Annotated in this window: 10 protein-coding genes and 1 pseudogene; 3 read left to right on the top strand and 8 right to left on the bottom strand. The window is 71.7% G+C overall.

From position 1 onward, the window contains the following. Positions 1–34 precede the first annotated feature (34 nt). The 7 genes and pseudogenes from ABZS37_RS22390 to ABZS37_RS22360 form a co-directional block, all read right to left on the bottom strand. Complete coding sequence (locus ABZS37_RS22390; RefSeq protein WP_234584142.1) at positions 35–202, bottom strand: DUF4244 domain-containing protein; 168 nt, start codon at positions 200–202, stop codon at positions 35–37. A 22-nt stretch (positions 203–224) separates the two neighbouring features. Continuing rightward, positions 225–815: a type II secretion system F family protein gene (locus ABZS37_RS22385; RefSeq protein ID WP_355171795.1), complete on the bottom strand. Its 591-nt coding sequence runs from the start codon at positions 813–815 to the stop codon at positions 225–227. Between the two features lie 206 nt (positions 816–1,021). Then, positions 1,022–1,624, bottom strand: a pseudogene (locus ABZS37_RS22380) (hypothetical protein); the annotation flags it as partial. A 686-nt stretch (positions 1,625–2,310) separates the two neighbouring features. Continuing rightward, a complete protein-coding gene (locus tag ABZS37_RS22375) occupies positions 2,311–3,522 on the bottom strand; it encodes a TadA family conjugal transfer-associated ATPase (protein WP_355171762.1) in 1,212 nt (403 codons plus the stop codon). Next, positions 3,519–4,622 carry a septum site-determining protein Ssd gene (ssd, locus tag ABZS37_RS22370; RefSeq protein WP_355171760.1) on the bottom strand — a complete coding sequence of 368 codons (1,104 nt, stop codon included), beginning with the start codon at positions 4,620–4,622 and terminating at the stop codon, positions 3,519–3,521. The genes ABZS37_RS22375 and ssd overlap by 4 nt, the downstream gene beginning before the upstream one ends. Before the next feature lie 220 nt (positions 4,623–4,842). Next, complete coding sequence (locus ABZS37_RS22365) at positions 4,843–5,844, bottom strand: CU044_5270 family protein (protein WP_355171758.1); 1,002 nt, start codon at positions 5,842–5,844, stop codon at positions 4,843–4,845. Next, positions 5,844–6,395 (bottom strand): sigma-70 family RNA polymerase sigma factor, encoded by a 552-nt coding sequence (locus ABZS37_RS22360; protein ID WP_355171756.1) that lies wholly within the window; start codon positions 6,393–6,395, stop codon positions 5,844–5,846. The genes ABZS37_RS22365 and ABZS37_RS22360 overlap by 1 nt, the downstream gene beginning before the upstream one ends. A 466-nt stretch (positions 6,396–6,861) precedes the next feature. Here ABZS37_RS22360 and ABZS37_RS22355 point away from each other — a divergent pair, with 466 nt between their 5' ends. After that, positions 6,862–7,665, top strand: coding sequence for an HAD-IB family hydrolase (locus tag ABZS37_RS22355; RefSeq protein WP_354992665.1), 804 nt, complete (start codon positions 6,862–6,864; stop codon positions 7,663–7,665). A gap of 151 nt (positions 7,666–7,816) precedes the next feature. Here the strand turns inward: ABZS37_RS22355 and ABZS37_RS22350 are convergent, their stop codons facing one another. After that, positions 7,817–8,563: an oxidoreductase gene (locus ABZS37_RS22350; protein WP_355171754.1), complete on the bottom strand. Its 747-nt coding sequence runs from the start codon at positions 8,561–8,563 to the stop codon at positions 7,817–7,819. A 794-nt stretch (positions 8,564–9,357) separates the two neighbouring features. Between ABZS37_RS22350 and acs the strand changes: the two genes are divergently transcribed. After that, entirely contained in the window at positions 9,358–11,322 is a 1,965-nt protein-coding gene (acs, locus tag ABZS37_RS22345; protein WP_355171752.1) for an acetate--CoA ligase, read from the top strand. 256 nt (positions 11,323–11,578) lie between these two features. Continuing rightward, the gene (locus ABZS37_RS22340) at positions 11,579–14,374 is read left to right on the top strand and encodes an immune inhibitor A domain-containing protein (protein ID WP_355171750.1); all 2,796 of its coding nucleotides are present in this window, start codon (positions 11,579–11,581) and stop codon (positions 14,372–14,374) included. The last annotated feature ends 53 nt before the right edge of the window (positions 14,375–14,427 follow it).

Below are 14,427 nucleotides of genomic sequence, written 5' to 3'. Positions count from 1 at the left end.
GAGCTCCGATCGCGGCCGGCCTGCCGGCGCTCGATCACTTCAGCGCCCGGTCGATGACGGCGGTCAGCGCCGACTGGACGTTGCCGGAGGTCAACACCTTCAACAGGATCCCGGCGAAGGCGACCGCGGCGAGCGTGCCGACGGCGTACTCGGCCGTGTTCATTCCGTCGTCGCCCCGCAGGCGGGCGATGAGTTTGCGCATGGCTGTTTCCCTTCTCGATGGGTCAGAGCACGTCGCCGAGAACGGCGACGATCACCGGCACCAGGCCGGCGAGAATGAACGCCGGCAGGAAGCAGAGCCCCAGCGGCAGGACGATGAGTACGCCCGCCCGGCGGGCCGACGCCTCTGCCGCGGTGGCCCGGTCGGCGCGCAGGTCGTCGGCGAGCCGGGTCAGTGCACCGGCCAGGGCGGCACCACTGTTGGCCGAGCGCATCGCCGCTGCGGTCAACCGCTCCGCGCCTGGCACCCCGTCCAGCGCGGACCATGCCTCCGCTGGACCACCGCCGAGCAACAGGATGCGGCCGGCCCGGGCCAGCCGGCCGGCAAGTGGCCCGTCCAGCGCCTCGGCGACTGCCAACACCGAGCGGTCAACCGGCGCGCCCGCTCGCATTGCCGCAGCCAGCAGGTCGGCGGCGAGCGGGAGGTCGACCGCCTCTCGAAGCCGCCGCTTGCGCACACCCGGCGACTCGATCCGGCGCAGCAGGAAATCCAGTAGGAACGCGATCGGGACCGCGCCGAGCAGCCCGAGCCAGCCCTCGACGACCACGGCTACGGCGAGCCCACCCAGCGCCGCGGCGAGCCGGATCGCGTCCAGCCGCCGTCCACCGGCCGGGCCGCTTTGACTCGCTGGGCCGCCTTGATTTGCCGGGCCGCGTTGCCTTGCTGGGCCGCGTTGCCTTGCTGGGCCGCCTTGACTCGCTTGCCCGTACCGGCTGGCTGGCCTGCGCCGGATTGGCCGCAGGGGCGCGACGAGCAGGGCCACGACCACCAGACCGACAGCCACGAGAACCGTGCGGGACATCAGCCGGCCCGCCCTGGTGTCGCGCCCAGCCGTTCAGCCCAGAGGAGGCCCACGACCTGCAAAGCGACTGCGAGAACCGCACAGGCGCCGCCGACCGTGCTGTGTAGGAGCACCGCCACGGGGTCGACGCCTATCCCGTACCCGAGCCCGATCCCGCCGATCGGCAACGCCGCCAGCAACCAGGCCGTGGCACGGGCGCCGGCAGCCTGTGCCGCTGCGGCGGCCAGACCCCGGTCGGTCGCCCGAGCGTCCGCCTCGATCCGCTCGACGAGTTCCGCCAGTGGTGCGCCGGTCCGGTCGGCCAGTCGCACCGCCGCGGAGGTCAGGTGGCGCAGCCGGTCCGGCCCGTCCCGCTCACCGGCGACGGCGACCTCGAGCGCGTGCGGGACAGACAGGCCCGCCCGAAGGTCCGCCGCGAGGCCGCAGAGCTGGTCCAACCCACGTCGTCGGGCTCGCTCGGCGCGCTGGTTCGCCCGCCAGCGCAGCACGGCGCGCACGGCCAACGTGCAGTAGCCGGCCACCGCGACCGCAGCCACCGGGCCGCCGACCACGGCACCGACACCGCCTCCCAGCAGGCCGACCAGCGGCAGCACACGCGCCGGCGACCGCGAGGCACGCGCCGACGCAACGGCACTCGGCCCGTCGGCTGTCATGTCGGCGAGGTCGACGAGGTCGACGTCCGCGCGCCCCTCAGCCATAACCGAGCCGGCCGTGTCGCCCCAACGGTCCGCTTCCACGTCTCCGCGCCCAACGGCCGTCACTGCGCCTGACGCGTCGCTCCGACGGCCGGCCTCCACGCTTCCGCCGTCGATCACGACCGCGGACGTGCCGCCCCCGCGTCCGGCGTCCGGGGTCATGGCCTCCGGTCGCGCTGTGCCGGCCGGGCGCCGAGGATCCCGACGGGTCGGCGGGCGGGTTGGGCCTACCGGACCCGATGGCCCCACGGGCCCTCCCGTCGCCCCGGCCCGGCTCGGGCTCCCGCTGATGTCCCGGGCGGGCCAGCCGAGTGCCGTCCGTCTATCGCTGGGACCCGCAGTGGGTTGCGGCTGGTACGGGACGCCGGACGGATGCCCCGAGGTGGGCGAGCCGCCGGCCCCGTCGACCGGTCCGTCGGGCGTACGACCGAGTTCTCGGATCCACTCCATCAGCGCGTCGTCCGGATCAGCACCGCCGCTCCCACGTCCCGTGGTCAACACGCGGCGTCGGCGGGCCCGGATGCTGTGCACGGGCCACGCCACCAGGGCGGCGGCGACCAGGAGCAGCGCCGCCACCAGCACCGTCCCGCCGGTCATGCTGGGCCCGCCGATCCGGGCCACGGCTCGCTGAGAATCGGTGGCACCGCCACGCCACGCTCCCGCAGCAGCGCCCCGAGTGCACGGGCGGCCAGCCCGAGCCCGCTGCCGCGTACCCAGGCGGGCACCACGGTCACCAACCGTTCGGGCCCCTCGGGTAGCAGCAGGCAGACCGACTCCAGCACGCGTCCCCGGTCGCCACGTCGCACCTGGAACAGCACCTGCAACGCGGCGGCCACCTGGGCGTGCAGCGCGGCTCGGGGTAGCCCACCCAACATGCCCAGCGCCTCCAGCCGGGCCGGCACGTCGGACGGGGAATTGGCGTGCAGCGTGCCAGCGCCCCCGTCGTGGCCGGTGTTGAGCGCGGCCAGCAGGTCGACCACCTCACCGCCCCGGCACTCCCCGACCACCAGCCGGTCCGGGCGCATCCGCAACGCCTGCCGGACCAGGTCGGCGAGGTTGACCACGCCCGTCCCCTCCACATTGGCGGTACGCGCCTGGAGCCCCACCACGTGCGGGTGCCCCGGCTGCAGCTCGGCGGCGTCCTCCACCAGCACGATCCGCTCGGTGGCCGGCACCATCCCCAGCAGCGTGTTGAGCAGGGTCGTCTTGCCCGACCCCGTGCCGCCGGTCACCAGGTACGCCAGCCGGGCCGCGACGACGGCGGCGAGCAGGGGTGCCACCGGCCGCGGCACCGTCCCCTGACGCACCAACTCATCAAGGGTGAACGGCCGGTGTCGGAAGGTCCGCAGGGACAGATAGGGCCCCTCGGTCGCCACCGGCGGCAGCACGGCATGCAGCCGGGTGCCGTCGGGGAGCCGGGCGTCCGCGTACGGGGAGCCGTCGTCGAGCCGCCGCCCGGCGCTGGCAATGAGTCGCTGCGCCAACCGGCGGACGTCCTCCACCGAGCCCACCGGGACAGCGACCTGGTGCAGCCCCGACCCACGATCCACCCACACACGGGTCCCGTTGACGAGGACGTCAGTGACATCCGGGTCGGCGAGCAGCGGCGCCAGCGGCCCGGCGCCGACGAGGTCGTCGTGCACCCGGTCGGCGATCCGCAGCACGGCGGTGTCACCGAGCACCGCGGCGGTGGGTTCGGCCCGTACCGCGGCAACGATCGCCGCCGGTGTGACCGGTGTGGTGGCGGCGGCGATCCGCTGCCGCACCCGGGCGGCGAGGGTGTCGTCCTCCGGCCGGCCGGTCATGCCGCACCCGTCGCTGGCACACCGGTGAGGTCGGTGACGATTCGTTGGCAGAGAGCGGCCAATGGACCCTTGCCCGCGGCGGCCGGCGCCTCGCCTCGTTCCAGCCCGCGGCAGAGCCCCGGTTCGGGGCGCAGCGTGCCGGCCAGGGGAAGCCCGACCGCCCGTGCCACCTCGGTCGCGCGTAGCCGGCCCGGGGCGGGTCCGCGCACCACCACCGAGAGCGCGGCGCAGTGCGGAGCGGCTGAGGCCACCACCCGCGCGGCCGCAGCGGTGGCGCGCAGCTCGGCCGGGACAACGATGAATGCCTGGTCGGCCGCCTGCAACGCCACCACGGCCGCGTCATCCAACTGTCGGGGCAGGTCGACCACCACGAAGTCCCGCCCCCGCCGGGCGGCGTCGACGGTCGCCGCCATCGCCGCCGCCGGCAGCGCCAGCACCTCGCCGCGGTCCCAGGAGAGCACCACCAGGTCACCTCGGCTGGGCAGGGCCTGCACCAGCGCCGGGGCGTCCACCCGCCCGTCGGCACCGGTGAGCGACGGCCAGCGCAAACCTTCCAGCTGCTCCCAGCCCAGCACGAGGTCGAGGCCGCCACCGAGCGGGTCGGCGTCGACCAGCAGAGTGCGCAACCGGGCCCGGGCGGCGGTGACGGCGAGACCACCGGCGAGCACACTCGCCCCTGCACCGCCCCGCCCACCGAGCACCGCGACGACTCGGGCACCGACGCCGTCTGGACGGTCCGGACCCTGCTCGGCGAACCGATCCACGAGCCACGGCTCTGCGGCGGGCAGCATCGCGACGTGCTCGGCCCCGATCAGCTCGGCGATCTGCCAGCCGGGGTCGAGCTGGCCGGCCCGGCCAACCAGCACCAGCCTGGGCCGCTGCGGCAACCGGGCACGCAGACACGACTGCGCCTGATCGGCACCGAGCAGCACCAACGGCGCGGCGAGCCAACGGGTACGGGCGGCCGCCGGGTCTCTGGCGAGCTCCACCTCGGTCCCACCAGCGGCGGCGAGACGGAGCACATCGTCGAGCAGATCGTCGTCGCCGGTGACGACCAGCGGAAGCCGGCGGATCGGCGGAACGGAGGTACGGGGTGCCATCGCGGCCTCCAGCGGTCGGGCTCAGGTGTGCCGCCGACCCTGCTCCCAAACGGCCCCGCACAACGACCTCGACGGGTCGCCTGTGGACAACGCGGCGACCTGTGGACAACGCCCGCCGGAACTGTTGATCTGCTACGCGCGCGGCCTGTACGACCGCAGCTCCGCATCGAGGGAACGCGCAGCGGGGCCGCTCCCGAGGGAGCGGCCCCGCTGTCGTCGCTCAGCCGAGTCGGTCGGTCCAGGCGGTAGTGAGAATCATCTTGTACGAGCTGATCCGGACGGGCGCGAGCGTCAGCCGCTCGTGGGCGAGCAGTCCACCCGTCTTCGGGTCGAAGATCAGCAGAGACTGCGCGTCGTGCGGGCGGTCGTCGAAGGTGACCGCGACGCCCTTGCGGCCGGCACGGTCAGTCACCTGCCCTCGCCACCGGAAGCCGGGGACGTCGGCGAGGACCCGCAGGATCTCCGCGCGGGTCTGACGCGGCACGACGTACCGCCCGTACACCGTGCTGACCTCCTTGCTCACCGCGCCCGCGCCGAAGGCGGCCTTCAGCACTTCGCGTAGCCGCGACCGGTCAGCCGACGGAGGCGTGAGGGCCATGGGTGGCAGTGGAACGGTGGCGGGTGCGGAGGTGCCGGCGATCGCGGGGAGCTTCCCGAGATTCCGCTTCCAGTAATCCTGGGATTCCTGGTCGGGGTACTGCGGTTCCAGTTGCGTGGTGACCTGGTTACCGGTTCCGTCGGCGGCCTGCCAGACCTTCGTCTCGTCGGCGAAGGCGACATGATGACGACCGTCGGCGGAGGTCATCACCGGGTCGCCCCACAGCTTCGTGTGGTGGTACATGTAGCGCCCGCTGCGGTTGTCGTACTCCGCGTCGACGAGCATGCCGGCCAGGGCCCGCAGCTGGGGGCCGGCCGCTGGCGCGTCCGAGTCGAACTGGTACGCGACCGGTACGAGCACCGATCCCGGTGCGGCACCGGGCACGTCCGGGGTGGCCCCCTCGAACGGCTGGAGGACCGCTACGGCACCGGCCGCGACCGCCAGCGTCCCGGCCGCCAGGACCAGCCGGCGAGCCGGCCGTACGCGTCGATGACCGACGGCCGACTCGCTGGCACCGGCACGGTCGATCAGGTCGCGCGCCGAGACCAACGGTGGCGCGACGACGGTGTTCCGGGCCGGGTCGACCGGGCCGAGGAGGGTACGGCTTCGTTCTGCTCCGAACATCACAGATCCTCTCGAATGCTCGCCAACACCGCGCGTCGAGGCGAGGCGGGCTGGCCTGACATGGCTTCGGTAAGGCGGCGACGGGCACGGTGCAGGCGCACCGCCGCGGTCGCGCGGGTACAGCCGAGCACCTGGGCCGCCTCGGCGACCGTCAGCTCCTCCCAGCCGATCAGCCGGAGGACCTCCTGATCGAGGTCTCCGAGCGTGGCCAGGGCCGCCCGGACGTCGGCGACTCCCACGGTCACATCGGCGCCGGACGGGTGCGCCACCCGGTCCAGGTCGGCGTCGGTGATCGACTGCATGGCCGGAGCGGAGCGCCGAGACCTCCACTGGTTCGCCAACAGGCGCCGGGCCACCCCGTACAGCCAGGGCAGGCTGCGGTCCGGCACCTCGCCGCGACGACGCCAGGCGACGACGAAGACCTCCTGGGCGAGCTCTGCCGACGCGTCCTCGTCGGCGAGTCGACGCAGGCCGTACTTCACGATGTGCGCGTACTCGGTGGCGTAGAGGCTGGTGAACCAACCTTCGCCACGTTTCTCAGGTGGACCCACCCGAACCCCCATTGCCTCGGCGACTCTCACCCTGGCTTGTGTCGCGACGGGCCTGACGATTACCGCGCGACCAGGCGGTGTCAGGCACGACCAGTCGACCGTGGGCTCTCACCAGTGGGACGGGGCGCGCTCCCATGGAAAGGGACGACCCCCGTCGGGGGGAGACGGGGGTCGTCGAAGGTTCGGCTCCGGGGGGGTCGAGCCGAACCACTCAGCGGTCACGGGGGGTGCAACCGCTGAGGGTCTTGTCTGTTTTCGAGGATGTGAAAACTCGTCGTACGGGCAAGTCTGCCTGAGCGGGCCCGTCACGTCGAGTGGTGCCGACTCTACTCACCGCGAAAATTTGCTCGCGGAGTGTGAGCGCGATCACGCGGAGCGGAGGTGGTGGCGCCAGCCCGCAGGTCTGAGGGGTGGTCTGACCCCGGGCACCCGCCGACGATAGACCATCCGGCTAGACTTTCGCGCCGTGGGCCGAAGTGCCGCTTTCTTCGATCTGGACAAGACCGTCATCGCCAAGTCGAGCGCCCTGGCGTTCGGTCGGCCGTTCTACCGGGACGGGCTGATCACCCGGCGTGACGTGGTCAAGTCGGCGTACGCGCAGCTGATGTTCCGGCTGGGCGGCACCGACGAGCAGACCATGGCCCGAACACGGGACTATCTGGCTGCGCTCTGCAAGGGCTGGCAGGTGGAGCAGGTCCGCCAGATCGTCGCGGAGACGCTGCACGAGCTGATCAACCCCTACGTGTACGCCGAAGCTGCCGCCCTGATCGAGGAGCACCAGGCGGCTGGGCGGGACGTGGTGCTGGTCTCGGCATCCGGCGAGGAAATGGTCCGGCCGATCGGCGAGCTGCTGGGCGTGACCGACGTGATCGCCACCCGGATGACGGTGCAGGACGGCCGGTACAGCGGCGAGGTCGAGTTCTACGCGGCCGGCCCGAGCAAGGTCGAGGCGGTCACCGAGCTGGCTGCCGCCCGGGGTTACGACCTGGCCGACTCGTACGCCTACTCCGACTCGTACAGCGATCGTCCGCTCCTGGAGTGCGTCGGGCACCCGAGCGTGGTCAACCCGGACCGGCAGCTACGCAAGCTGGCCTCGGAGAACGCGTGGCCGGTGCTGGAGTTCCGGCATCCGATCCCGCTGGGCCGCCGGCTGCGGGAGCGGCCCGCCGTCCCGGTCGCCGCGGCGGCCCTGGGGGTCGGCGTGGGCGTGGCCATCGGCATTGCCTGGTACGGCCGTTACCGTCGCACGCGCGCTGCCGCCACCGCCTAAACCCCACATACACGTCCCACCACTCCCCGGTCGATCATGGACTCGTGGTGGGCGTCTTCGCCCATCTCGCGCCTTTTGTGAGGCACCACAACACCATGATCGACGCCCCGATGGCGGGCAGGGTCGGGGTGTTCGGCGCGACCGGCCGCGCTCAGGCGGCGGCGAGGATTTCGTCACCGATGGCGGTGAGCTGGTCGGCGCCCACCTCCACGGCCGCCATGTAGTGCCGCAGCCAGGAGCGCAGCCCGTCCGGGGTGCCGGTGGCGAAGGCACCGGCCGAGCCGACATACTCGGGCTCCCGCTCGCGGTGCCCGACGTCGACGGCGAGCAGGCCACGCGGGTCGAGGCCGCTGGCGAGCAGCACCAGCCGGGCGGCCCCTCGGGCCACCACGCCGGACGGCCCGGCGAACGGGCGCAGGTTCAGCAACTCCCCGTGTACGACGGCGGCGAGCACCAACGGGGAGACCTTCGTGCCGCCGACGACCAGCCCGGCCAACCCGTCCAGCCGGGTGGCGACCACCGGGTCGGCCACCGGGCGGCCCAGCTCGGCTTCCGGCACCATGTCCCGGGCGGCGAGTACGTGCAGCTTCGCGAGAGCCTGCCGGGGGGCCTTCGGCCAGAGCTCGCTCAGACCGGGCAGCGCCCCGGCGACCCGTAGCGCCCCCTGGAGCACGGGGTCGGTGACCGTGCCGGCGCGGACCGCCTCGCGTTCGTGCGCGGCCCCTTCAAGGGCGGCGCTGGCCACCGCGGAGCGGAGACTGACCTCTGCCGCGACCTGGCCACCGTTTCGGCGCAGCGCACGGTGCCCGAGCGCCTGGTCGAACCGCTCGCGGGCCCGCTCGACGGCGGTGGCGATGTCGGCGAGCGCGAGCAGGGGCGCGAGCGGGTCGGTGGTCACCCCGCCACGCTAGCGACCCGGCCCGGCCGTCCGGGCCGCACCCGCTCGCAACGCGACCGAAGCCACCCGCCCCGGCCCTGCACCACCGGCCGTGCCGCCCACGACGACCTGCCGGACTCTCCACGCAGCGCACGACCCGCTCCACGCTGACGAGCGAGCCACGCACGACCGCTCCACCCGGACGAGCACGCCACGCACGACCCGCGGCGCCCGGACGAGCACGCCACGCACGGCCCGCGGCGCCCGGATGAGCACGCCACGCACGGCCGCCGAGCCCAATCGGGGCAAGGTCAACACGAGATGGCCGATGTCGCGGTATCCGCCCCGCCCGATACCGCGATGTCGCCGACCTCGTGTTGATCGAGCCGCGCCGGGGCAGGAGGCACGCCGCGCCGGAAGCGGGAGGCAAGCCACGCCCGAGCAGGAGGCAAGCCACGCCCGAGCAGGAGGCAAGCCACGCCCGAGCAGGAGGCAAGCCACGCCCGAGCAGGAGGCAAGCCACGCCGGGCCAGGAGGCACGCCTCGCGCCGGGCAGGAGGCACGCCGCGCCGGAAGCGGGAGGCACGCCGCACCCGAGCAGGAGGCACGCCGCACCGGGACAGGAGGACAAGCCACTCGGGGCGGGAGGGACGATCAGGGTCGGGCGTGCGGGCGGATACGGGCTGCGACGGCCGTCGGGCGCGCGGCGGGGGCCGCTTGGCGCGACGGAGTGGGCAGCCGTCGCCGGTCGAGAGCCCCACGACTACCCTCGTGCCCACGAGGCGCAGGTCACCCCGAGGACAAGGAGTCACGGCATGAGCGAGGCATTGGCCAATCTGCTGAACGAGACGCGCCAGTTCCCCCCGCCGGCCGAACTCGCCGCGCACGCAAACGTCACCATCGACGCGTACGCCGAGGCCGAGGCCGACCGGCTCGCCTTCTGGGCGAAGCAGGCCGAGCGTCTGGCCTGGTCGAAGAAGTGGGACCAGGTGCTCGACTGGTCGAACCCGCCGTTCGCGAAGTGGTTTGTCGGCGGGCAGCTCAACGTGGCGTACAACTGCCTGGACCGGCACGTCGAGGCGGGCCGGGGTGACAAGGTCGCCATCCACTGGGAGGGCGAGCCGGGCGACACCCGCACCATCACGTACGCCGACCTGCACGAGCTGACCTGCCGGGCGGCGAACGCGCTCACCGATCTGGGGGTGACCGCCGGTGACCGGGTGGCCATCTACATGCCGATGATCCCGGAGGCGGCGGTCGCCATGTTGGCGTGCGCCCGGGTCGGCGCCACGCACAGTGTGGTCTTCGGCGGCTTCTCCGCCGACTCGCTGAGCAACCGGATCCAGGACGCCAGCGCCAAGGTGGTGATCACCGCGGATGGTGGTTACCGGCGCGGCAAGCCGTCGGCGCTGAAGCCCACCGTGGACGAGGCGGTGGCGAGCTGTCCGTCGGTGGAGCACGTGCTGGTGGTCCGCCGCACCGGCGAGGAGGTGGCCTGGTCGGAGAAGGACCACTGGTGGCACGAGACGGTGGAGACGGCGTCGGCGGAGCACACCGCGCAGCCGTTCGACGCCGAGCACCCGCTGTTCATCCTCTACACCAGCGGCACCACGGCCCGGCCGAAGGGCATCCTGCACACCACCGGCGGCTACCTCACCCAGACGTCGTACACGACGCACGCGGTCTTCGACCTGAAGCCGGAGACGGACGTCTACTGGTGCACCGCCGACATCGGCTGGGTCACCGGGCACTCCTACATCGTGTACGGCCCGCTCTCCAACGGTGCCACGCAGGTGATGTACGAGGGCACCCCGGACACTCCGCACAAGGGCCGGTTCTGGGAGATCATCGACAGGTACGGGGTGAGCATCCTCTACACCGCCCCCACCCTGATCCGGACGATGATGAAGTGGGGCGACGACATCCCGGCCGGCTTCGATCTGTCCTCGCTGCGCCTGCTGGGCAGCGTCGGTGAGCCGATCAACCCCGAGGCGTGGATCTGGTACAGGCAGCACATCGGCCGGGGCGAGCTGCCCGTCGTGGACACCTGGTGGCAGACGGAGACGGGCGCCATCATGATCTCCCCGTTGCCGGGGGTGACCGCAGCCAAGCCGGGTTCGGCGATGGCCCCACTGCCGGGCATCGTGGCCGACGTGGTGGACGACCAGGGCCAGTCGGTGCCCAATGGCGGTGGCGGTTACCTGGTGCTGCGCGAACCGTGGCCGTCGATGCTGCGCACCATCTGGGGTGACGACAACCGGTTCCTGGAGACGTACTGGTCGCGGTTCGAGGGCATGTACTTCGCCGGGGACGGGGCGAAGAAGGACGACGACGGGCACATCTGGCTGCTCGGCCGGGTGGACGACGTGATGCTGGTGTCCGGGCACAACATCTCGACGACCGAGGTGGAGTCGGCGCTGGTGTCGCACCCGTCGGTGGCCGAGGCGGCGGTCGTGGGCGCCACCGACCCCACCACCGGTCAGGCGATCGTCGCGTTCGCCATTCCGCGTGGCAGCACGGACATCGTCGGCGAGGCGGGTGAGCAGCTCATCGCCGACCTGCGCAACCACGTGTCGAAGACGCTCGGCCCGATCGCCAAGCCGCGGCAGATCATGCTGGTGTCGGAGCTGCCGAAGACCCGCTCCGGCAAGATCATGCGCCGGCTGCTGCGGGACGTGGCGGAGAACCGGTCGTTGGGCGACGTGACCACGTTGCAGGACTCGTCGGTGATGGATCTGATCTCCTCCGGGATGAGCGGCACGAAGTCCGACGAGGACTGACGGTAGGCGTACCCCAGCGGTGGGTGGCGGTCCGGACGGACCGTCACCCACCGCTGTCTTTTGTGGAGGTACGCCGGCAGCGCCCCACCCGGACCGGGGGACATCGGTGAATCACAACGGCCGAACGCATAACGCATCGATCACGATCCCGCCGTACGGGTTGTTTGTCATTTAGTTTCACGCTGGTCGGGCGGTCTCGATGCGCCTCAGCGCACCCTGATCCGGCCGACGTCCTCTGCCCGAGAAACGGAGTGGCATGAACAAAAACTCCCAAACGAGGTCGCGCCGACGACTACTCGTCGCGCTGCCCGTCATCGCCCTCGCCGCCACATCACTGACCGTGAGTGGCAGCGCGGCTGCCCAGTCGTCGTCCAGCACCCCCCGGGCGGTGATCGGGGCCGACGAGCACTACATCAACTACGCCGAGCCCGAGGTGCAGCCGGACACCACCGGCCGTGAGGTCAAGGGCAAGGGTGGCGTCTACACCCCTGCCGCGGAGTCCGCGCGCGCGTTCGACCAGAAGCACGCCCGGGGCAACCCGGTGACCGCGCGGCAGCTGGCCAAGGACGAGGCCAAGTCGATCAAGACGGGCCAGAACCCCCGTAAGTTCAAGAAGGCGCCGACCACCCAGACGGCGAAGCTGCTGACGCTGCTGGTCGAGTTCAACGACAAGGCCAACGACGACTTCACCGGCGTGATGGTCCCCAAGACGGTCTTCGAGGACCGGACCTGCGTCCCCGGCACCGTCCAGAACGGGCCGAAGCACAACAACATCCCGAACCCGGCGACCCTGCCCCACGAGGACAACAACTCGATGTGGGTGCCGAACTTCTCGCCGACGCACTACAACAAGATGCTCTACAGCAAGAACGGCATCACCGAGCGGGTCCGCACCGACCTGCGGGGCCCGGACGGCAAGAAGGGTGTCGACCTGTCCGGTCGCACCATGCACAACATGTACCTGGAGATGTCCAAGAACGCGTACACGGTGGACGGGCAGGCCAGCCCGTGGATCAGCGTGCCGCACTCGGAGGGCTGGTACGCCGCCAACCGCTGCTTCCAGGATGAGACCGGCGCCTGGGTCGCCGGCCGTGAGCAGTCGATGAACGGCCACCCGGACAACCCGGCCGGCGCGGGCCGACTGGCGACCGACGCCATCGACGCGCTCGTCGCGAAGGACCCGAACTTCCCCTGGGCCGACTACGACATCGAGGACCAGGCCGACCGCGACGGTGACGGCAACGTCTTCGAGCCGGACGGTGTGATCGACCACCTCGTGCTGGTGCACGCCGGTCAGGGCAAGTCGCGCGGCGGTGGCGCCGAGGGTGTGTACGCCGTGTGGGCGCACTCCTCCACGGTCGCCGGTGGCTACACCATCCCGGGCACCAACCTCAAGGCGTCGAACTACATCGTGCAGCCGGAGGACGCCGGTGTCGGCGTCTTCGCCCACGAGTTCGGCCACGACCTGGGCCTGCCGGACCTCTACGACACGTCCGGCAACGCCGACTCCGACGTGGACTTCTGGGACCTGATGGCCTCAGGCTCACACTCGGGTGAGATCTTCCAGGCGCTGCCGACGCACATGGGCATCTGGGACAAGTGGGTGCTCGGCTGGGCCGACCCGCTGACGATCCGCCCCGGGTCGAACCCCCGCGAGGTGAAGCTCGGCCAGACGTCGCGGACCCCGATCGACTCCGAGGACGGCATCAAGGTCGACCTGCCGGACAAGGTGACCACGCTGGCCACGCCGCACAGCGGCACGAAGATGTGGCACAGCAACAACGACCAGGAGTGGGCCGACGTCAAGCTGAGCCGCTCGGTCGACGTGCCGGCGGCCGCGGACTCGAAGTTCTGGATGTGGAACAACTACATCATCGAGCAGGACTGGGACTACGGCTTCGTCGAGCTCTCGACGGACGGCGGCACGTCCTGGACCGAGCAGAAGGTGTACAACGAGGCCGGCACCGTGGTCACCACGCCGGACGGCTACCCGGACCCGAACGGCAGGATGAACGACTTCGGCGGCAAGAAGTACGGCCTGACCGGCAGCACCAACGGCTGGCGGCACGACTACGTCGACCTGTCGGCGTACGCCGGGACGACCGTCCAGGTGCGGCTGCGCCTCGCCACCGACGAGGCGTTCGAGGAGCGCAACTGGTTCGCCGACGACTTCTCGGTCACCGGCGGCGGTGCCACCACCTGGAGTGACGACGTCGAGGGCGGCGACAACGGCTGGACCGCCACCGGCGGCACCTTCGTCGACACCACCGGCGCGGGCTGGAAGGTCTCCGGTGGCACCGAGATCCACGCCCAGTACTACCTGGCGGAGTGGCGCAACTTCGACGGGTTCGACGAGGGCCTGAAGTACGCCTACGACACGATCTACTCGCACGAGGCGTGGAAGGTCGATCGGATCTCGTACAACGCGCCCGGCATGCTGGTCTGGTACCGGGACACCGCGCTCGGCGACGTCAACCACGTCACCGGGCAGATGACCGCCCTGCCCAGCTACGGCGCGAAGGGCGGGTTGCTCATCGTCGACTCGCACTTCGACCCGTACCGCCGCACGGGCACGGCGGCCGAGAAGGACCCGTCGGTGACGGACAACCTGCCCAGCCGTCCGCAGTCGTCGAACGCGGCCTTCACGCTGCAGCGCACGTACCCCTTCACGGAGTGCCTGGAGGCGGCGGACGAGCCGTACAGCGCGTACTGCACCAAGTTCAAGGGGCAGCCGCCGGTGAAGGCGTTCACTGACGCCAAGGGCTGGTACCCGGGCATCGAGATGCGCGATGGTGCCGCGTACGCCCGGGACAACGACGCGTCGGTGGTCCTGCCGTCGCGCAACAACGCGCCGTACACCACCCGGGTCACCCACCCGGACGGCAGCCCGGCGCCGGAGTTCTACGGCGTGACCCTGGGCGGCGGCGCGATCGTGCTGGGCACCGGCAACCCCGGCGACCAGGGCGTGAACTACGGCGTCTCGCTCACCATCAAGAAGGCCGCGCGGGACAACTCGTCCGCCACGATCTTCGTCACCCCGGCGAAGAAGTGACAGTTCTGCTGAGCGGTATCTGACAACAGCGGTGACGGTGGGGCCGGTGGCGG

The organism is Micromonospora sp. NPDC005413 (assembly GCF_040606435.1).
Lineage (GTDB): Bacteria > Actinomycetota > Actinomycetes > Mycobacteriales > Micromonosporaceae > Micromonospora.
The sequence above is the reverse complement of the archived record's forward strand: the minus strand, read 5'-3'. Positions and strand labels throughout refer to the sequence as shown.

Excerpts from the sequence above, each read along its gene's own strand:
- ABZS37_RS22390 (WP_234584142.1), bottom strand. The coding sequence starts at position 202 with ATGCGCAAACTCATCGCCCGCCTGCGGGGCGACGACGGAATGAACACG.
- ABZS37_RS22375 (WP_355171762.1), bottom strand. The coding sequence starts at position 3,522 with ATGACCGGCCGGCCGGAGGACGACACCCTCGCCGCCCGGGTGCGGCAG.
- ssd (WP_355171760.1), bottom strand. The coding sequence starts at position 4,622 with ATGGCACCCCGTACCTCCGTTCCGCCGATCCGCCGGCTTCCGCTGGTC.
- ABZS37_RS22365 (WP_355171758.1), bottom strand. The coding sequence starts at position 5,844 with ATGTTCGGAGCAGAACGAAGCCGTACCCTCCTCGGCCCGGTCGACCCG.
- acs (WP_355171752.1), top strand. The coding sequence starts at position 9,358 with ATGAGCGAGGCATTGGCCAATCTGCTGAACGAGACGCGCCAGTTCCCC.
- ABZS37_RS22340 (WP_355171750.1), top strand. The coding sequence starts at position 11,579 with ATGAACAAAAACTCCCAAACGAGGTCGCGCCGACGACTACTCGTCGCG.